Origin of the sequence: Pseudomonas sp. SAS7, from assembly GCF_052112345.1 — a bacterium.
Taxonomy (GTDB): Bacteria; Pseudomonadota; Gammaproteobacteria; order Pseudomonadales; family Pseudomonadaceae; genus Aquipseudomonas; species Aquipseudomonas putida_Q.
The window spans coordinates 15,231-34,570 of sequence record NZ_JBEGGO010000014.1 but is presented as its reverse complement, the minus strand read 5'-3'; the positions used below and the strand labels follow the sequence as shown (position 1 = coordinate 34,570).

Genomic DNA, 19,340 nt, shown 5'->3' with positions numbered 1-19,340 from the left:
GACGTTGAGCTATAGTTGCTGCCCTCACGTACACGCTGCCTAAGAGTTCCTACTCCATGTTCAACAAAGGATTGTTGCTGGCCTGCGCGCTGGCTTTGCTCAGTGCCTGTGACTCTTCGACGCCGGACAAACCGGTGCCGGTCGAGAAACCCGTAGCTACAGCGCCCGTCGAAACCCAGGCGCCCAAGCGCGAAGACCCGGCTGTGCTCGCCAAGCGCTACGAGGGCCGTGAGCTTTCGGTGCTGGATGTTTCGGAAGTGCAGCTCGATGGCGCAGCAACGCTGTCGATCAGCTTTTCAGCACCGCTGGATGCCAAGCAGGACTTCGCCACCAAGGTGCACCTGGTCGATACCGTCAAGGGTAAGCTCGATGGCGCCTGGGAACTCTCCGACAACCAGATGGAGCTGCGCCTGCGCCACCTGGAGCCGCAGCGCAAGCTGGTGCTGACCGTCGACAAGGGCCTGCTCGCAGTCAACGGCAAGCAACTGGACAGAGAGTCGATCACCCAGCTGGAAACCCGCGACATGCAGCCGACCATCGGCTTTGCCAGCCGCGGTTCGCTGCTGCCCACGCGCCTGGCCGAGGGCCTGCCGGTGATTGCCCTGAACGTCGACAAGGTCGATGTCGAGTTCTTCCGGGTGAAGCCGGAAATGCTCTCGACCTTCCTCGCCAGCTGGGGGCGCAACAGCAGCCTGTACTACTACCAGTCCAAGGAAACCCTGGACATGGCCGAGCTGGTCTACAGCGGCCGCTTCGACCTCAACCCCGCCCGCAACACCCGCGAAACGGTGCTGCTGCCCATCGCCGGCATCAAGCCGCTGCAGGACCCGGGCGTGTACCTGGCGGTGATGCGTGCCTCGGGCACCTATGACTACTCGCAGCCAGCGACCCTGTTCACCCTCAGCGACATCGGCGTGTCGGCGCACCGGTACCGCGACCGCATTGACGTGTTCGCCCAGGCGCTGGAAGGCGGCAAGGCGCTGAACGGCGTCAACCTCGAAATCCATGACGAGAAGGGCAAGCTGCTCGCCCAGGCCAGCACCGATGGCAAGGGCCATGCCCAGCTGCCGATCACGCCCAAAGCCGATACCCTGATCGCTACCCAAGGTGTGCACACCACCTTGCTGCGCCTGAACACCGCTGCCCTGGACCTGGCCGAATTCGACATCACCGGGCCCCAGGCCAACCCGTTGCAGTTTTTCATCTTCGGCCCGCGTGACTTGTATCGCCCAGGTGAAACCGTGCTGCTTAACGGCCTGCTGCGCGACCAGGACGGCAAGCCGGTGAAAGCCCAGCCGGTAAGCGTGGAAGTACGTCGCCCGGATGAACAGGTGAGCCGCAAGTTCGTGTGGGAAGCCGACAGCAATGGCTTGTACCAATACCAGTTGCAACTGGCCACCGAGGCCCCGACTGGCCGTTGGCAACTGCTGCTCGACCTGGGCGGCGGGCGCAAGCAGGTGTATGAATTTTTGGTCGAAGACTTCCTGCCCGAGCGCCTGGCGCTGGAGCTGAAGGGCAGCAGCAAGCCGCTGTCGCCGGAGGAGGATGCGCGCATCCAGGTCAATGGCCGTTACCTCTATGGCGCCCCGGCTGCCGGTAATCGCCTGAGTGGCCAGGCCTATGTGCGTCCCCTTCGCGAGGCGGTGCCTGCGCTGCCGGGCTACCAGTTTGGCTCGGTCACCGAAACCGAGCTGAACCAGGACCTGGAGCTGGACGAAGTCACGCTCGACCAGGCTGGCAAGGCGGTGGTCGACATCGAAAGCCGCTGGGCCGAAGCCCGCTCGCCGCTGCAACTGACCGTGCAGGCCAGCCTGCAGGAGTCCGGTGGCCGGCCGATTACCCGGCGCCTGGAGCAACCGATCTGGCCAGCCGAGCGCCTGCCGGGCCTGCGTGGCCTGTTCGATGGCGAGGAAACCGATAGCGACGGGCCGGTGGAATTCGAGTTCCTGGTAGCCGACCGCGATGGCAACAAACTGGCGGCCAACGACCTCAAGGTGCGGTTGATCCGCGAGCGCCGCGACTACTACTGGAACTACTCGCAGAGCGACGGCTGGAGCTACGCCTACAACGAGAAATTCCTGACCCAGAACGAAGAGACAGTCAGCGTCAAAGCGGGCTCCACCGCCAAGCTGAACTTCCAGGTTGAATGGGGCCCGTATCGCGTCGAGGTGGAAGACCCGCAGACCGGCCTGGTGTCCAGCGAGCGCTTCTGGGCCGGCTACCGCGCCCAGGACAACGCCGAAGGCGGTGCCGTGCGCCCCGACCAGGTCAAGCTGGCGCTGGACAAACCGTCCTACGCCGACGGCGCCACGGCCAAGGTCACCGTCACCCCGCCTGCCGCTGGCAGCGGCTACCTGATGATTGAATCCAGCGATGGCCCGCTGTGGTGGCAGGAGATCGAAGTGCCCGCCGAGGGCAAGACCTTCGATGTGCAACTGGACAAAGCCTGGGCCCGCCACGACCTGTACATCAGCGCGCTGGTGATCCGCCCGGGTGAGCGCAAGGCCAACGCCACGCCCAAACGTTCGGTAGGCGTGCTGCACCTGCCACTGGACCGCGCCGAGCGCAAGTTGGCGGTGAGCCTGCAGGCGCCGGAGAAAATGCGCCCGAAACAGCCGCTGACCGTGAAGGTCAAGGCCGCGAATGCTGATGGCAGCGTGCCCAAGCAGGTGCATGTGCTGTTGTCGGCGGTGGATGTGGGCATCCTCAACATCACCGATTTCAAAACCCCGGATCCGTTTGCCAGCCTGTTCGGGCGCAAGGCCTATGGCGCCGACCAACTGGACATCTACGGCCAGCTGATCGAAGCCGGGCGGGGCCGCCTGGCCAGCCTGGCGTTTGGTGGTGATGCGGCAATGGCCAAGGGCGGCAAGCGCCCTAACACCACGGTCACCATCGTTGCCCAGCAGAGCCTGCCGGTGACCCTGGACGACAAGGGTGAGGGCCAGGCCACGGTCGACATCCCCGACTTCAACGGCGAACTGCGGCTGATGGCCCAGGCCTGGACCGAAGAACACTTCGGCATGGCCGAAGGCAAGACCGTGGTTGCCGCGCCGCTGATTGCCGAGCTTTCGGCCCCGCGCTTCCTGGCCGGAGGCGACCGCACCAGCCTGGCACTGGACCTGGCCAACCTGTCGGGCCGCGCCCAGCAACTGAACATTGAAATCACCACAGAAGGGCAACTGAGCCTGGCAGCCAGTGCCGTGCAGAACGTTGCCCTGGCCGAAGGCCAGCGCTCGACGCTGATGATCCCGGTGCAGGCCGAGGGCGGCCTGGGGCAGGGCAAGGTGCATGTGCGCGTTACCGGCCTGGCGCTGCCGAACGAGCCGACCACCGCGTTCGAACGTGAGTGGACGCTGGGCGTGCGCCCGGCCTACCCGGCAATGCTCAAGCACTACCGCGTGGCCTTGAAGGACCAGCCATGGACCCTGCCCGAAGCAGACCTGGCCGCGTTCGAACCCGCTGGCCTGGAGGCCAGCCTGGCCTTGTCGAGCCGGCCGCCGTTGAACCTGGCCGAGCAGATCCGTGCGCTGGAGGCTTACCCTTACGGCTGCCTGGAGCAGACCACCAGCGGCCTCTACCCATCGCTGTACGCCGATGCCGACAGCCTCAAGCGCCTGGGCATCAAGGGCGAGCCGGCGGATGTGCGCAAGCGCAAGATTGAAATGGGTATCGAGCACCTGCTGGGCATGCAGCGGTACAACGGCAGCTTTGGCCTGTGGAGTTCGGACAGCGAAGAAGAGTACTGGCTGACCGCCTACGTTACCGACTTCCTGTTGCGTGCCCGTGACCAGGGTTATGGCGTGCCGGCTGAAGCGCTGAAGAAGGCCAGCGAGCGCCTGTTGCGCTACCTGCAGGAGCGCAACCTGATCGAAGTCGACTACAGCGAAAACGCCGACCACACCCGCTTTGCCGTGCAGGCATACGCGGCGCTGGTGTTGTCGCGCAGCCAGCAGGCGCCGTTGGGCGCGCTGCGTGGCCTGTTCGAGCGCCGCGCCGATGCCCGCTCCGGCCTGCCGTTGGTACAACTGGCGGTGGCGCTGGACAAGATGGGCGACAAACCGCGTGCCGAGCAAGCCTTGCAGGCGGGCTTGGGTATCAGCCGTGGCAAAGGCTGGATGGCCGATTACGGCAGCGCCCTGCGTGACCAGGCGCTGATACTGGCATTGCTGCAGGAGAGCAACCTGGCCAGCAGCCAGGTCGACCAGCGTTTGTTCGCCTTGTCGGATGAACTGGCGGCCAACCGCTGGCTGTCGACCCAGGAGCGCAATGCACTGTTCCTGGCGGGCCGTGGCCTGCTGGGCAAGCCGGAAGGCAAGTGGCAGGCACGCCTGGACAGTGCGGGCGAGGTCCGCGAGTTCAACAACGCCGAAGCCGGCATGAAGCTGGAAGGCCCGTTGCTGGCCTCGCCACTGAGTGTGCAGAACGAAGGCAGCGACACGCTATACCAGCAACTGACCTTGTCCGGTTACCCACGCCAGGCACCTGCGGCCGGCGGCAATGGCATGCAGATTCGTCGTGAATACCTGGGTATGAACGGCCAGCCGCTGGACCTGCACAACCTGCGCAGCGGCGACCTGGTGTTAGTGCACCTGGCGCTCAAGGCTGAAGACCGTGTGCCGGATGCACTGGTGGTAGACCTGCTACCGGCCGGCCTGGAGCTGGAAAACCAGAACCTGGCGCAAAGCGCCGCCAGCCTGGACAACGCCAGCAGCGCCGTGAAGGAATGGCGCGAGTCGATGCAGAACGCCAGCGTGGTGCACCAGGAGTACCGTGATGACCGTTATGTTGCCGCGCTCAAGCTCGACAGCTACGGCACCACCCACCTGCTGTACCTGGCGCGGGCAGTAACCCCAGGCACTTACCGCGTACCGCCGCCGCAGGTCGAGTCGATGTACCGGCCGAACCTGCAGGCTGTGGGGGATGGGCAAGGTGAAATGACCGTAAAAGCCCGCTGAGGCAACGCGGTCTGTTGTAGGAGCGGCCTTGTGTCGCGATCGGGCCGCAAAGCGGCCCCAAACCTGAACGCGCGGAGCAACTGTTATACCGCGTCGCCAGGTTTTGCGGCCGCTGCGCGCCCGATCGCGACGCAAGGCCGCTCCTACAGGAATGGCGCAGTGCCTAGTGAATCACCCAGCTCATCACCCACAACCCCAGCACCAGCCAGATGATCCCGAGGATGATCGAGGCGCGCATGAATGCGCGGATTGCCGAGTACAGCAGCATCAGGCCGATGATCACGGCCAGGATGCTGATCAGCGAGGTGTCCGTGCCCAGGGTGCGCGCCAGGCCGTCGATAAAATTGCCACCGGCATTGGCCAGCAGGTTGAACAGCCCGCTCAAAGCGTCGACGATGAAGCGGATCACAGACCCCAGTGCCTGGCCCAGCCACTCGAAAAAACCTTCTACATGCATAGTTGCTTCCTGATGAACGAATTGGCGAGGTTGCCGTTCCCAAGCCTTTGGCCATTACCTGGCCAGGTCGGTTCCCGATGCCAAGCTTAGCGCGTACGGGCAAGCTGATGCGCGCCACGCTGATTGGCCTGCTGGTGCTGTGCGGCCTGTTGTGGCTGGCTGACCGCCTGTGGCCACTGCCGCTGCCCGGCGACGACCTGGCGCGGGTAGTGCTGGCCGAAGACGGTACACCCTTGTGGCGCTTTGCCGATGCCGAGGGGGTATGGCGCTACCCGGTCAGCCCGGACCAGGTTTCGCCGTTGTACCTGCAGGCCTTGCTGACGTACGAGGACCGCTGGTTCTACCACCACCCCGGGGTCAACCCGTTGGCGTTGGCACGTGCGGCCTGGCTGAACCTGCGGGGTGGGCGCGTGGTGTCGGGCGGCAGCACGCTGTCGATGCAGGTGGCACGGCTGCTAGACCCGCATGACCGCACCCTGGCCGGCAAGCTGCGCCAGCTGTGGCGTACGGCGCAGTTGGAGTGGCACCTGTCCAAGCGCGAAATCCTGCAGGTCTACCTGGACCGCGCGCCCTTCGGCGGCACCTTGCAGGGCGTGGCCGCCGCCAGCTGGGCGTACCTGGGCAAGTCGCCGATGCACCTGACCCCGGCCGAAGCAGCGCTGCTGGCCGTGCTGCCCCAGGCACCTAGCCGGCTGCGCCCGGATCGCCACCCCGAGCGTGCCCAGCGTGCCCGCGACAAAGTGTTGCAGCGCCTGGCCGAATACCAGGTGTGGCCTGCGCAGCAAATCCGCGAGGCAGCCGAAGATCCGCTGGTGCTGGCACCCCGCCAGGAGCCAGCCTTGGCACCTTTGCTCGCCCGGCGCCTGAACAGCGCCGACAGCCCGCCGCTGATCCGCACCACGCTGGATGCAGCGTTGCAGCGGCGCCTTGAAGACTTGCTGCTGGGCTGGCGCGCGCGGCTGCCGGAGCGCACCTCTGCCGCCATCCTGGTGGTCGAGGCGCAGAGCATGGCGGTGCGTGCCTACCTTGGCTCGATCGAGCTGGCCGACGCGCGCCGCTTCGGGCATGTCGACATGGTGCGCTCGCTGCGTTCGCCCGGCTCCACCCTCAAACCGTTCCTTTACGGCATGGCGCTGGACGATGGCCTGATCCATTCCGAATCGTTGTTGCAGGATGTGCCGCGCCGCTATGGCGACTACCGCCCCGGCAACTTCTCCATGGGCTTCAGTGGGCCGGTGTCGGCCAGCTCGGCGCTGGCCCTGTCACTCAACCTGCCGGCAGTGCAGTTGCTGGAGGCCTACGGCCCGAAACGCTTTGCCGCGCAACTGCGCATGGCGGGCGTGCCACTGGCTTTGCCGCCCTTGGCCGAACCCAACCTGTCGCTGATCCTGGGCGGTGCCGGCAGCCGGCTGGAAGACCTGGTGGGTGGCTACGCGGCGCTGGCGCGGGGAGGCAACAGTGCGCGGGTGCGCTTGCAGCCGCAGGACCCGCTGGTGGAGCGCCGGCTGCTGTCACCAGGGGCGGCGTGGATCATCCGGCGCATCCTTAGTGGCCAGGCGCGCCCCGACCGCGACCCGCATGCCGAACTGGTACAGCGCCCGCAACTGGCCTGGAAGACGGGCACCAGCTATGGCTTTCGCGATGCCTGGTCGATTGGCGTGGGCCCGCGCCACCTGATCGGCGTGTGGATCGGTCGCCCCGATGGCACGCCGGTGCCCGGCCAGTTCGGCCTGGCCTCGGCGGCGCCGTTGATGCTGCAGGTGCACGACCTGCTGAGCAACCGCGACAGCCAGCGTGGCATCAGCGTGCCGGTGGAGCGGGTGCCGGCGAATGTCGGTGTGGCGGCGATCTGTTGGCCGCTGGGCCAGCCGATGAGCAAACAGGACCCCAACTGCCGGCGCCAGCGTTTTGCCTGGACCCTGGACGGCACCACGCCGCCGACGCTGCAAGCCGCCGACCAGCCGCTGGGCCTGGGCTTGCGCGAAAGTGTGTGGGTCAACGACCAGGGGCTGCGAGTGGATGGCAGCTGCCCAAGCGCCAAGGCCCGCGACATTGCCTTGTGGCCGGCCCCGCTGGAGCCTTGGCTGCCCCGCGTGGAGCGGCGCGCCGCGCGGCTGCCGGCCATCGACCCGTCCTGCCCACCGCAGGTGCCGGCCAGCGCGCCACCGCTGTCGATAGTGGGCGTACGGCCGGGTGACAACCTGCGCCGCCCGGCGACCAGCAGCGAGCCGTTGCAACTGCACGTGTCGGCCCTGGGCGGTGGCGGGCGGCGCTGGTGGTTCCTCAATGGCCAGCCACTGGGCGAGACACAAGGGCAGGACAGCCTGTTGGTGCGCTTGCCGCAGGCCGGGCAGGCCGAGCTCAGCGCGCTGGATGAAAGCGGCGAGACCGCGCGGGTGGCGTTCCAGGTCAGCGAGTAGGCGTTCGACGGCAGCCGGGCCAGCACCTACGCTTGCAAGTGACGGGTGTGACCGGCTGGTGCCCCGCAACCCATGGGAACATGGAGCGCCCTATGCGTCCTCTGGCCGTGCCCCTGTTGTTGCTGCCTTGGGCGGTTTTGGCCCAGGCCGAGTCGTTGCCGGGTTTTCTCGACAGCCATGAGTACGAACGGCGCCTGCCCGACACCAACCTGCCGGTAGACACCTATCGGCCCCCCAGCCCCAATCTGCGAATGCCCCGGCCAAACGCCGAAAGCCAGGCCTGGGCAACTGCGGATACGCGCATCGTGCTGCACAAGGTGCGTTTCGAAGGCGGTACGGTGTTCCCCTTGAGCGACTTGCGCGAGCACTACCAGCCGTTGATCGGGCACAGCATCACATTAGGCGAGCTGCAGCAGTACACCCAGCGCCTGACCGAGCGCTACCGGCAGGACGGTTACCTGCTTTCCTACGCCTACCTGCCACCTCAGGATGTCGCCGAAGGCCGGGTGAATGTGGTGCTGGTCGAAGGTTACATCCGGGATTACCGCGTGGAGGGTGACATCGGCCCGGCGGATGGCTATTTGCAGCAGCTGCTGACGCAACTTGAAGCCGAACGCCCGCTGACACGTGAAACCCTGGAGCGCTACCTGGGGCTTGCCGAACGCCTGCCGGGTGTGTCGATTGAGGCTGAGCTGGCGATGGCGCAAACCGCTGACGGTGCCGCCCGCTTGACCGTGCGTGCGCAGCGCAAGCCGTTCAGCGCCGCTGTTACCCTGGCCGATTCCAGTCGCGACGATGCGCAGGCACTGCTGACGGCCACCAGCAAGGCCCAGACCCGCTTTGCCGAAGAGTTCAAGGCCAGCCTGCTGCTGCCTCCGGGGGATGACCAGGTGCATTACCAGCGGCTGGACTACAGCCAGTACCTGGACGCTGCCGGCAGCCAGTTGCTGCTGTCGGCTTCGCGCTACCGCAGTGATCCGGGCACGCGCATACGCCTGGATGATGGCCGTGACATGACCCGCGAGCGCAACAGTGAACGGTATGCAGTGGGCCTGCGCCAGCCAGTGGTTGTCAGGCCGAACGAATGGATGGCCGTGCAAGGTCATTTGTATGCGGTCAGCGAGCACGTCGAAGACCAACTGGACGGGGAGCCTTCACGACGGGACTACGACACTTCCGTGCGCGCGCTGTCCTTCGAGGGTGACTGGCGCAAAATGGAAGGTGGTCGCTTGCGTATTGTCAGTGCTGGGGTTTACCAGGGGCTGGATTACCTGGGCGCGCGTAGCGATGCTGACTACGATCTGGATTTCCTGCGGTTGCGGCTTTCCGGATTGCAGAGTGACACGCTGGCTGGCGCCTGGCAGGGGGTGGCTTCGGGCGCGTTGTACTGGAGTGATGACCGGCTACCCGACAGCGAACGGGCGGGCTTTGGTGGGCAGCATTTTGGCCGTGGCTACCCGCGTGATCAGGCGGACGGGGACAAGGGATGGGGTGTGGCTTACGAACTGAACTACAGCCTGCGAGGTAGCGGGCTGGCGCTGGTTCAGCCCTATGCGGCAGTGGATATGGCGCAGGCCTGGCATAACCGGGGGCCGGTGGACGATGCCCACTTGGCTTCGGCGGCATTGGGTGTGCGGTTGGGGGACGGGCGCTACTTCAACGTTGCGCTGGAGGTGGCGAAGCCTTTGGCGGATGTGGCGTTGGATAGCCTGGACCGTGCACCCCGGCTGACCCTGAGTTTGGCTTTTCAAATGTAGGGGGCGCTTTGCGCCCCTTTCGCGACACAAGGCCGCTCCTACAGGTTACGCGGTCCCTTGTAGGAGCGGCCTTGTGTCGCGATGGGCTGCAAAGCAGCCCCGGCAATCTCCAGGCAAACCCTCAATGGGTAGTAAACCTCAGATGCACCGGCGACGAGCTGGGCGTCAGCGCCAATGCCAGCTGGGTACGGTTGTGCATGTGGGTCAAACGCAACACCTGCGACACATACAACTTGACGGTGTTTTCGGTAATGCCCAGCTCACAGGCGATCTGGTAATTGGTCTTGCCCTTGCTCACCAGCCGTGCGACTTCCAGTTGGCGTGGCGACAGCTTCTCGAAGGCAGCTGGCAGCTCGCTTTCGGTCTCTTCCACATCGCTGGCACGCCGATGGGTACCCTGGCCGCGGGCTTTTTCCAGATCCTGGTACAGCTCGTCCACCGAGTCGGCCAGGTCCTGCAAACGCTGGTTCAACCCGCCCAGGGCGCGGAAGTTGCGCTGGCGCTCTTGCAGGGCCTGTTCCTGGCGGCGCACGCCCTCCAGCAGTTCATCGAGGTTCATGGGCTTCTGGTAATAGTCGGCAAACCCTTCGCGCAGGGCTCGGATCACGTCCTGCTTGTCCGCGCGCCCGGTCAGCATGATGGCTTCAAACATGCGTTGCCCGGTGATTTCCTTGAGCGCGCGGACCAGTTCGATGCCGTCACGCTCGGGCATGTGCAGGTCGCAGATAATCAGGCCGATGGCCTCGTCGGCCAGGTAGCGCTGGATCGCTTCGTCGGTGGAATGGGCCGGTAGGCAGTGGTAACCCTGGGTTTCGAGAAATTCACACAACTGTTCGACGATGACTGGTTGGTCATCGACCACCAAAAGCTTCACTTCACTGAATGGTCTGGACACGATCAACTCCCTGTTCGTATGCGGCCCTGCTCCCGTGCCAGACACTCTGGCAGCTTAAAAATAGTCGCACTTTGCGGTTATGTACAAGTTATGTACAAGTCATGGGACCACAAGAGGGATTATTGGATCCATACGGCCGTTAGAAGAAAACCTGCTAACACATAGGGCACAAACGCCTGCTTGTCCCCCATTTGCTCGGTCAGGACCTGCAAACGCTTCTTCACCTTGGGATTGAGCAGGGTCCATAAGCGCCGACGGGTGAGTAGCCAGACCAGCACACTGACACCGGCGCCGATGAACGTGCCGAGCACGTATTGCGGGCTGGTGGCCAAGGCCAGGGCGCCCATCAGCTTGACGTCATCCGCACCGAACCGGCCCAGCATGTAGCCGGGCAGGGTCAGCAACATGACGATGGCCAGCGCCCAGCCGGCATCGCTGGCATCGGCGCCGATCCAGCTGTGACCGGTGGCGAACAGCCAGACCAGGGCGCCGGCAGCCACGCCCAGGGTCAGCAGGTTGGATATCTGGCGTTGACGCACATCCTGTTCGGAGCACAAGGCAAGCCACAGCAGGAGAACAATGCTTTGCATTGGCAGGTCGCCTTTCCCAAATGTTGAACACATCTACCCGGTCAGTCAGGTTTCCTTTAGTGAAGATAGACAAGAACCTGCGCACGAGTGGGCGGGATGGGGAAAAAGGCGTGGCTGGAATGGATTTTGTCGTAGCTGTCACAGACCTGGCAGGTGGTGCAGCCGTGTTCAGAATCGCGATCTCTGTGGGAGCGGGTTCACCCGCGAACACCGGCGAAGCCGGTGCCATGCACCGTGTCGCTTGCTTCGCGGGTGAACCCGCTCCCACAGAGTCCGCGGCGCCTATAAAAGCCGCGTTTGAATGTTACTTCTTGCTGCCCGGCGGGTAGTTGGCCAGCACCTGGCTTACGGTTTTGTGAATGGCGCTGTTGCGTTCTTCCGGGCTTGGCGGGTAGTTGTTCATGATCTGCTCGGCACTGCCTCGCCACACCAGCTTGCCGTCACGCCCGTCGAACATGTCGATCTGGATGGTGGCGACCTTGTAGTCGACACTGCGGGTTTCGTTGTACATCGGACCGCCCCAGTAGCCGCCCCAGTAACCACCCCAACCACCGCCGTAGTTGGTGGTGATCTGTTGCTGGCGCTGCTCGACAATCAGGTACGCCCGCACGCCTAGGTCAGGCCGCGCGCCAGCCTGGACCGGGCGCAGGCCGCGCTGGTCGAGCTGGTCTGCCACCGCCTGGCGAATGCGCTGCTCGGTGAGGTCACTCTTGATCCGAGGGTCATCCGGGCGGTACTGCAGGCCCGGCTCTTGCCAAGCCCAGCTGCGGTAGGCGGCAAAATCACGGCTGGCATCGAAATCCTGCTGCACGTTATTGCTGGAGCAGGCGGCAAGCAGTAACGCGAATGACAGTAGAACGAGACGGCGCAACATGATGGTTCTCCGTTAGCTATTAACTGGGAGGATAGCCGCTGAGTGCCTTGTGCACAGAATCGCGCAAGGCGCTTTCGCGTTCACGCGGCGAGTCCTTGTCGCTGCCGCTTTCGGCGCTGGCGCTCCACACCGGCTGGCCGTTGCGGGCGTCGTATAGGTCGATGCGCACCACCATCACCTCCACCTCGTAGGTACGCACGATGGGCACGCTGGCATAGCCCCCGTAGCCATTTCGGTAGCCGCCATAGCCGACACCCCCGTAGGGGTAGGGGCCGTAGTAGGGGTCGTAGGTGTCGTAGTCACGTACCTGGCGCAGGCGTTTTTCCAGGCGTATGTCGGCGCTCACCAGTAAGTCGCCGGCGCTCCCTCGGGCAGGGCGCAGGCCATGCTGGTCGAGTGCGCCGCTGACGGCATCGGCCAGTTGCGCCGGGTCGGCATTGGCCGAGCCGCTGGGCAACTGCCCGTCGCGCCAGCTCCAGCTGCGGTAGTGCCCATAATCCCGCGCGGGCGCGGGGTAGGCGCTGGCGTCGAAGGTGGTGGCCGCCTGGGCGGGGGCCGGGGGCAGCGGGCGGCTGCTGGCCACATACGGGTTGCTGCCTTGGCAGGCAGCCAAGGCAAGCGGCAGCAGGGCCAGGCACAACAGACGGTACGGCATGTATTCCTCCCGGCGGGCGGGTCAACGGGGGCGGCACACCCAGTGCAGGTAGCGGCCAAGCCCGGCGAAGCCGGGGTGGCGGCGGTAGGCCAGTTCCATTTCCAGCAGGTCGAGCAGCTCGGCCTTGGCTTGGAACTCTTTGGGCATGTAATCGTGGAACACCCGCACACCGCTCTCGGTTTCAACCTGCCACATAGGATCAAGTTGCGCCTTGAGCTCGCGTGGATCAAGCGGTTTCTGTGGGGTCAAGCTCTGCTTTTCACCTTCCAGCCGGTTGCTGCGCAATTTGCGGAAATGGCCTTTGAGCAGGTTGCGGTAAACCAGCGCGTCGCGGTTGTAGAAGGCCAGTGACAGCCACCCGGAAGGGGCCGTGAGCTGGTGCAGCACGGGCAGGATGCTTTCGGGCTCTGCCAGCCATTCGAGCACGGCATGGCAGAGCACCAGGTCGTAGGGCTCGGTCAGTTGGCCGAGCAGGTCTTGCCAGGGGGCCTGGATGAACGTGGCAGTTTGGCCGGCCTCGGCAAAGCGCGCCCGGGCGCCGTCGAGCATGGGGGCGGCGGGCTCGGCCAGGGTCAGGTGGTGGCCGCGCTGGGCCAGCCACAAGGCCATGTGACCCAGCCCGGCGCCGATGTCGAGGATGCGCAGCGGGCGATCGGGCAGTGCCTCGGCCAGGTCGGCCTGCAGCACGGCCAGGCGGATCGCGCCCTTGGCGCCGCCGTAGATCTTCTCGGCAAAGCGGGTGGCCAGCTCATCGAAGTGACGGTCGTTCATCGGGCGAAGCGCCTCTCGCTGTCGGCCAGCTTGGCCCGCACTACCTGGTCCATGTCCAGGCCCAGCTCGCTGCACAGCAGCAACAGGTAGAGCACCACATCACCAACTTCCTGGCCGGCGTGGGCGAGTTTGTCGGCAGGCAGCTGGCGCGATTGGTCTTCGCTCAGCCATTGGAAGATTTCCACCAGCTCGGCCATTTCGACGCTGGCGGCCATGGCCAGGTTCTTCGGGCTGTGGAAGCCGCGCCAGTCATTGTTGTCGCGAATCTGGTGCAGGCGTTGGGTAAGTTCTTGCAGGTTCATCGGGGGTCTCCTAATGCTGCATAGCTTCGGCCCAGGCCCGATGCAAAGCAAGCGCATCCCACTACGACACGGTCCTTGTAGGAGCGGCCTTGCGTCGCGATAGGGCCGCAAAGCGGCCCCGGCGATATCAGCGGCGAAGCTGACAGTGTGGGGCCGCTGCGCGTCCCTATCGCGACACAAGGCCGCTCCTACAGGGGACTCCACCCTCCGACCATATGCAGCACGTCCCCATGCCCATCCAGCCGCAACGCACCCTCAGGCCCCGCCTCACTGGCACTGAGTACCACCTCCGACGGCAATCGCACCGGTTTGCGGAAATCCACTTCAAAGGCGTAGCCGCTGTGCGGCAGGTGCCCACGCAGTGCCGCCAGGGCCATGGCCTTGCTCCACATGCCATGGGCAATGGCCGTGGGGAAGCCGAACAGCCGCGCGCTGGCGGCACTGAGGTGGATAGGGTTGTAGTCCCCGCACACCTTCGCATAACGTCGGCCGATATCACTGTCGGCGTACCAGCGGGTGGCCTCGGGCAATGGCGCTGGTTCATCGTCGGTCGGCTCGCCTGTCTGGCCCTCCAGCTTCAGCCCGCGCACCAGCATGCGGCTGGTCTCGCGCCAGAGCAGGCCAATGCCGTCGTCTGCCTCGGTCACCAGGTCGAAGGTGCCGCCCTTGGCATGCGGCTGCAGGTTGTGTGCGTACACCGCAAAGCACAGCCCTTCGAGCCCGCCAAGCGGCCGCAGCACCTCGATGCGGTTGTGCAGGTGCACCAGCCCGAGTAGCGGGTAAGGGAAGTTGGGCGCGGTCATCAGCTGCAACTGCAGCGTGAACGCCATGACGTGGGGATAAGTGCCTGGCAGGCGGCCATCGTCGGTAAAGTGGCAAAGCCGTCGATAGGCTGCCAGGTTGCCCTGCTGAACCGGGATGAAACAGCGCAGGCCATCGTCCGGCAAGCGGTCACCGCTGATGCTGCGCTTGCTGGCTGCACGCAGGTACAGGCTGGCGCGGGCAGCCGGGCTTTGCAGGTCGTGCCAGTTTCTGCTCATGTTCACGCTCCCATCAAGGCCTGGCCGCACACGCGCAGCACCTGGCCGTTGACTGCCCCGGAGCCTGGCTGGCTGAGCCAGGCGATGGCCTCGGCGACGTCCTGCGGGCGGCCGCCCTGGCCCAGCGAGCTCAAGCGCCGCCCGGCCTCACGCAGGCCCATGGGCATGGCCGCGGTCATGTGGGTTTCGATGAAACCGGGGGCGACAGCGTTGATGCTGCCGCCGTGTTCGGCGAGCCGGGGCGCCCAGGCTTGGGCCAGGCCGATCAGCCCGGCCTTGCTCGCGGCGTAGTTGGCCTGCCCGCGGTTGCCGGCGATGCCACTGACCGAGGCCAGCAAAGTGATGCGCGCGTTTTCCCCCAGTGCGCCGTTGTCATACAGCGCCTGGGTCAGTACTTGCGGTGCCTTGAGGTTGACCGCCATCACCGCGTCCCAGTATTCCGGGGTCATGTTGGCCAAGGTCTTGTCGCGGGTGATGCCGGCGTTGTGCACCACGATGTCGATGCCGTCGGGCAGGGCTGCGAGCAGTTGCGTTGCCGCGTCACTGGCGCAGATATCCAGTGGCAGCGCCTTGCCACCCAGGCGTGCGGCGAGGGCGTCGAGGTCCTGGCTGGCCTGCGGCACATCCAGCAGCAGCACCTCGGCGCCGTCCCGCGCCAGGGTTTCGGCAATGGCGGCGCCGATGCCCCGCGCCGCACCCGTGACCAGGGCGCGGCGACCACCCAGCGGGCGGGTCCAGTCGCTTACCTGGCTGGTGCAGGCTTCCAGGCGCAGTACCTGGCCAGAAATAAAGGCACTCTTGGGCGAGAGGAAGAACCGCAAGGCGCCTTCCAGCTGGTCTTCGGCGCCGGGTGCGACATACAGCAGCTGGGCGGTCGCACCGTTGTGCAGTTCCTTGGCCAGCGAGCGGCTGAAGCCTTCGAGGGCCCGTTGGGCAACGCTGGCCAACGGGTCGTCGAGGCTTTCCGGCGCGCGCCCCAGTACCACGACATGGGCGCACGGGGCCAGGCTGCGCAGCAGTGGCTGGAAAAATTCGCGCAACTGCTTCAGCGCATCGCTGTCGGACAAATGACTGGCATCGAACACCACGGCTTTGATTTTCGGCCCCAGGCCGGCCACCCAGGCTTCGGCCTGCAGGTGGTCGGCATTGAAGCTGTAAAGCGCGTCGGTCAGGCGCGGGGCGATGGCTTCGACCTGGCCTGCCAGCGGCCCGCCACCCAGTACCAGGGCCCCTTCTACCGGGCGCAGGCGGCCGGCTTGCCAGCGCTCCAGCGGTGCCGGGCGCGGCAGGCCGAGGGCATCCACGAGGCGGCGGCCGAGGTTGGAGTTGGCAAAACCGAGGTAGCGATCGCTCATGAGTGGGTCTCCGCAAAGGCAAGCTTGAAAGTGTGGACCAACTTTGTGGCAAGGTCGTTCGAAAGCGGTAAAAACACCTAGGCTGTACGGATCAAATTGTTTCAGGAGGAACAAGCACATGCGTTTACCTCGCCGGGTCGCGATCCTGGGCGGCAACCGAATTCCCTTTGCCCGCTCCAATGGCGCCTATGCCACGGCCAGCAACCAGGCGATGCTCACCGTCGCCCTCGAAGGCCTGATCGAGCGTTATCGCCTGCATGGGTTGCGGTTGGGGGAGGTGGTGGCTGGCGCGGTGCTCAAGCATTCACGTGACATGAACCTGACCCGTGAATGTGTGCTGGGTTCGCGCCTGTCGCCGCAGACCCCGGCCTATGACATCCAGCAAGCCTGTGGCACCGGGCTGGAAGCTGCGCTGCTGGTGGCCAACAAGATTGCTCTGGGGCAGATCGATTGCGGTATTGCCGGTGGTGTGGATAGCACCTCCGATGCACCGATTGCCGTCAACGAAGGCCTGCGTCACATCCTGCTGCAGGCCAACCGTGGCAAAAGCCTGGGCGAGCGACTCAAGCCTTTCCTCAAGCTGCGGCCTCACCATCTGAAACCCGAATTACCACGCAATGGCGAACCGCGCACCGGGTTGTCGATGGGCGAGCATTGCGAGCGCATGGCCCAGGCCTGGCGCATTGGCCGTGCAGAGCAGGACGAGCTGGCGTTGCTCAGCCACCAGAACCTGGCCGCCGCGTACGCCGAGGGCTGGCAGGATGACTTGCTGACCCCTTTTCTGTCGCTGACGCGGGACAACAACTTGCGTCCCGACTTGACCCTCGAGCAGTTGGCCAAGCTCAAGCCCGCCTTCGACCGCAGTGGCCAGGGCACGCTGACGGCGGGTAACTCCACGCCGCTGACCGACGGCGCCTCGGTGGTGTTGTTGGGCACGGAGGAATGGGCTGCGCAGCAGGGGTTTGAGGTGTTGGCTTATCTGGTCGATGGCGAAACCGCTGCGGTGGATTTCGTCACCGGCCGCGAAGGGCTGTTAATGGCGCCGGTGTATGCCGTGCCACGTTTGCTGGCCCGCAATGGCCTGACCCTGCAGGACTTCGACTATTACGAGATCCACGAAGCCTTTGCCGCCCAGGTGCTGTGCACCCTCAAGGCCTGGGAAGATGCCGACTATTGCCGCGAACAGTTGGGGCTGGAGGCGCCGCTTGGGGCGATTGACCGCAGCAAGCTCAACGTCAAGGGCAGCTCGCTGGCAGCTGGGCACCCGTTCGCGGCGACCGGGGGGCGGATATTGGCCAACCTGGCCAAGTTGCTGGCGACGGCGGGGAAGGGGCGTGGGCTGATTTCGATTTGTGCGGCGGGTGGGCAGGGGGTGACCGTTATCGTCGAGCGTTGATTTTCTGCAATACCGCGTCGCCTGCTTCGCGGGTAAACCCGCTCCCACAGGACAGTGCAGATGTCCCCGTGGTGTCCACCAGCTGTTAGGCTTGTCTGCTCAGAACTACAAGAAACCGCCATGCCGATCATCGGACATCCTCGCGCTATTCCTGCGCTGGACCACTTGCCCAGGCCCCTCTATGCCCGTGCCGAAAGCCTCGGTGCCGGCTCCTGGACCACCCGCCACCAGCACGACTGGGTGCAGTTTTCCTACGCCATCAGCGGCGTACTGGCCGTGTACACCCGGGACGGCAGTTACTTTGCCCCACCGCAGTGGGGTGTGTGGATCCCTGCCGATGCCGAACACGAAGTGCTGACCTCGATGCAGGCCGAGATGCGTAGCCTGTATGTGCGCCGCGATGCCTGCCCATGGGCACCGGAGCAATGCCGGGTGCTGGAGGTGACGCCACTGGCACGCGAGCTGATCAAGCAGTTCTGCCTGTTCCCGGCGGACTACCCGGAATATGACAGTGCCGAGGCGCGTCTGGTGGCGGTGCTGCTCGACCAGTTGCGCACCTTGCCGGAAGTCGGGTTTTCGCTGCCGTTGCCACGCCACCCGGGGTTGCTGGCCCTGTGCAACGGCTTGATCGCCGCACCGGACCAGCCCCAGACCTTGCAGCAATGGGCACGGGAGCTGGGGTGTTCGGAGAAGACGCTGATGCGGCTGTTCCAGCGGGAGACGGGGTTGAGCTTTCGCAACTGGCGCCAGCGCATGCGGCTGCTGTCGTCGCTGGCGCTGCTGGAGGCGGGGGAGAATGTGACCGAAGCGGCGTTGGGGTGTGGGTATGACTCCACCTCGGCTTACATTGCCGCATTCAAGCAGTTGTTCGGGGCGACGCCGGGGGAGTTGAAACTGTAGTGCCTGGTTGCCTGAACCGGCCTCTTCGCGGGTAAACCCGCTCCCACAGGTACAGCGCAAGGCTCAGGGCAGCGCTGTACCTGTGGGAGCGGGTTTACCCGCGAAGAGGCCGGTACAGGCAACACATCAGGTGCGGAACCTGCGCACCAGCGAATCCAGCTCATTGGACAACCCTGCCAGGCTCTCGGAGTCCTGGCGCGCCGCCTGGGCCAATTCGGCCACCAGCTGCGCATCACCGTGGATCTGGCTGATGTGTCGGTTGATGTCCTCGGCCACCTGGTGCTGTTCCTCGGCCGCCGTGGCGATCTGCGTGTTCATGTCGCGGATCACATCCACCGACTCACGGATTTGCCCGAAGCTGTCGCGGGCCAGGCCGATACGGCTCACCGACTGCTGCGACACTTCCAGGCTGGCATGCATCTGGTCGGCCACTTCGGCTGTGCGGCTGGCCAGGTTGCCCAGCAGGCCGTCGATTTCGGCCGTGGAGTCGGCAGTGCGCTTGGCCAGGGCCCGCACTTCATCGGCCACCACGGCAAAGCCACGGCCCTGCTCACCGGCACGGGCGGCTTCGATGGCAGCATTGAGGGCCAGCAGGTTGGTCTGTTCGGCAATCGAGCGAATGGTGCCGAGGATTGACTGGATAGCGTTGCTGTCACGCTCCAGCTGCTGGATCGACTGCGCGGACTGTTCGATCTCGTGGCTCAGGCGGTCGACGCTTTGTACGGCGGCATCGATCTGCTGCTGGCCTTCGCGGGCTTGCTGCTGACCGCTGTCGGCCGACTGCGCCGCCTGGCTACAGGAACGGGCCACTTCGTTGGCGGTGGCGACCATTTCGTGGAAGGCGGTGGACACCATGTCCACGGCTTCACGCTGGCGGCCAGCGGCTTCGGCCATGTCGCTGGACACACGGGTCGAGCTGCTGGAGGTGCTGAGGATTTTGCCGGCAGCGGCGCCGATGTGCTGGATCAGG

Annotated in this window: 15 protein-coding genes; 5 read left to right on the top strand and 10 right to left on the bottom strand. The window is 65.2% G+C overall.

Annotated elements, in window-relative coordinates:
• Positions 1–56 precede the first annotated feature (56 nt).
• Positions 57–4,958 (top strand): alpha-2-macroglobulin family protein, encoded by a 4,902-nt coding sequence (locus ABI582_RS21020; protein WP_442120177.1) that lies wholly within the window; start codon positions 57–59, stop codon positions 4,956–4,958.
• Positions 4,959–5,121: 163 nt separating this feature from the next.
• Here the strand turns inward: ABI582_RS21020 and ABI582_RS21015 are convergent, their stop codons facing one another.
• Positions 5,122–5,415, bottom strand: coding sequence for a hypothetical protein (locus ABI582_RS21015; protein ID WP_016497866.1), 294 nt, complete (start codon positions 5,413–5,415; stop codon positions 5,122–5,124).
• A 77-nt stretch (positions 5,416–5,492) separates the two neighbouring features.
• On the opposite strand from ABI582_RS21015, the gene pbpC reads away from it, so the two are divergent.
• Positions 5,493–7,835, top strand: coding sequence for a peptidoglycan glycosyltransferase PbpC (gene pbpC, locus ABI582_RS21010; RefSeq protein WP_442120176.1), 2,343 nt, complete (start codon positions 5,493–5,495; stop codon positions 7,833–7,835).
• A 92-nt stretch (positions 7,836–7,927) separates the two neighbouring features.
• Complete coding sequence (locus ABI582_RS21005; RefSeq protein WP_442120175.1) at positions 7,928–9,592, top strand: ShlB/FhaC/HecB family hemolysin secretion/activation protein; 1,665 nt, start codon at positions 7,928–7,930, stop codon at positions 9,590–9,592.
• Between the two features lie 121 nt (positions 9,593–9,713).
• On the opposite strand, the gene ABI582_RS21000 is transcribed toward ABI582_RS21005, so the two are convergent.
• The 8 genes from ABI582_RS21000 to ABI582_RS20965 form a co-directional block, all read right to left on the bottom strand.
• Entirely contained in the window at positions 9,714–10,487 is a 774-nt protein-coding gene (locus ABI582_RS21000) for a response regulator (protein ID WP_442120174.1), read from the bottom strand.
• 119 nt (positions 10,488–10,606) lie between these two features.
• Positions 10,607–11,077, bottom strand: coding sequence for an A24 family peptidase (locus ABI582_RS20995; protein WP_338745980.1), 471 nt, complete (start codon positions 11,075–11,077; stop codon positions 10,607–10,609).
• Between the two features lie 304 nt (positions 11,078–11,381).
• Positions 11,382–11,951: a DUF4136 domain-containing protein gene (locus ABI582_RS20990; RefSeq protein ID WP_174371051.1), complete on the bottom strand. Its 570-nt coding sequence runs from the start codon at positions 11,949–11,951 to the stop codon at positions 11,382–11,384.
• Between the two features lie 19 nt (positions 11,952–11,970).
• On the bottom strand, positions 11,971–12,606 hold the full coding sequence (locus ABI582_RS20985) for a DUF4136 domain-containing protein (protein ID WP_442120173.1): 636 nt from the start codon (positions 12,604–12,606) through the stop codon (positions 11,971–11,973).
• A 21-nt stretch (positions 12,607–12,627) separates the two neighbouring features.
• On the bottom strand, positions 12,628–13,377 hold the full coding sequence (locus ABI582_RS20980; protein ID WP_229609778.1) for a methyltransferase domain-containing protein: 750 nt from the start codon (positions 13,375–13,377) through the stop codon (positions 12,628–12,630).
• The gene (locus ABI582_RS20975; protein ID WP_019470373.1) at positions 13,374–13,679 is read right to left on the bottom strand and encodes a MazG-like family protein; all 306 of its coding nucleotides are present in this window, start codon (positions 13,677–13,679) and stop codon (positions 13,374–13,376) included. Before ABI582_RS20975 ends, ABI582_RS20980 begins: the two co-directional genes overlap by 4 nt.
• A gap of 188 nt (positions 13,680–13,867) precedes the next feature.
• Positions 13,868–14,719 (bottom strand): MaoC family dehydratase, encoded by an 852-nt coding sequence (locus ABI582_RS20970; RefSeq protein WP_442120172.1) that lies wholly within the window; start codon positions 14,717–14,719, stop codon positions 13,868–13,870.
• Positions 14,720–14,721: 2 nt separating this feature from the next.
• Entirely contained in the window at positions 14,722–16,074 is a 1,353-nt protein-coding gene (locus ABI582_RS20965) for a 3-oxoacyl-ACP reductase (protein WP_442120171.1), read from the bottom strand.
• A 118-nt stretch (positions 16,075–16,192) separates the two neighbouring features.
• Here ABI582_RS20965 and ABI582_RS20960 point away from each other — a divergent pair, with 118 nt between their 5' ends.
• Together ABI582_RS20960 and ABI582_RS20955 are read left to right on the top strand one after the other, a co-directional pair.
• Positions 16,193–17,470 carry an acetyl-CoA C-acetyltransferase gene (locus tag ABI582_RS20960; RefSeq protein WP_442120170.1) on the top strand — a complete coding sequence of 426 codons (1,278 nt, stop codon included), beginning with the start codon at positions 16,193–16,195 and terminating at the stop codon, positions 17,468–17,470.
• A gap of 120 nt (positions 17,471–17,590) precedes the next feature.
• Positions 17,591–18,370, top strand: a complete 780-nt coding sequence (locus tag ABI582_RS20955) for an AraC family transcriptional regulator (protein WP_338745985.1) — start codon at positions 17,591–17,593, stop codon at positions 18,368–18,370.
• A gap of 126 nt (positions 18,371–18,496) precedes the next feature.
• On the opposite strand, the gene ABI582_RS20950 is transcribed toward ABI582_RS20955, so the two are convergent.
• The gene (locus tag ABI582_RS20950; RefSeq protein WP_370453624.1) at positions 18,497–19,225 is read right to left on the bottom strand and encodes a methyl-accepting chemotaxis protein; all 729 of its coding nucleotides are present in this window, start codon (positions 19,223–19,225) and stop codon (positions 18,497–18,499) included.
• Positions 19,226–19,340: the final 115 nt, after the last annotated feature.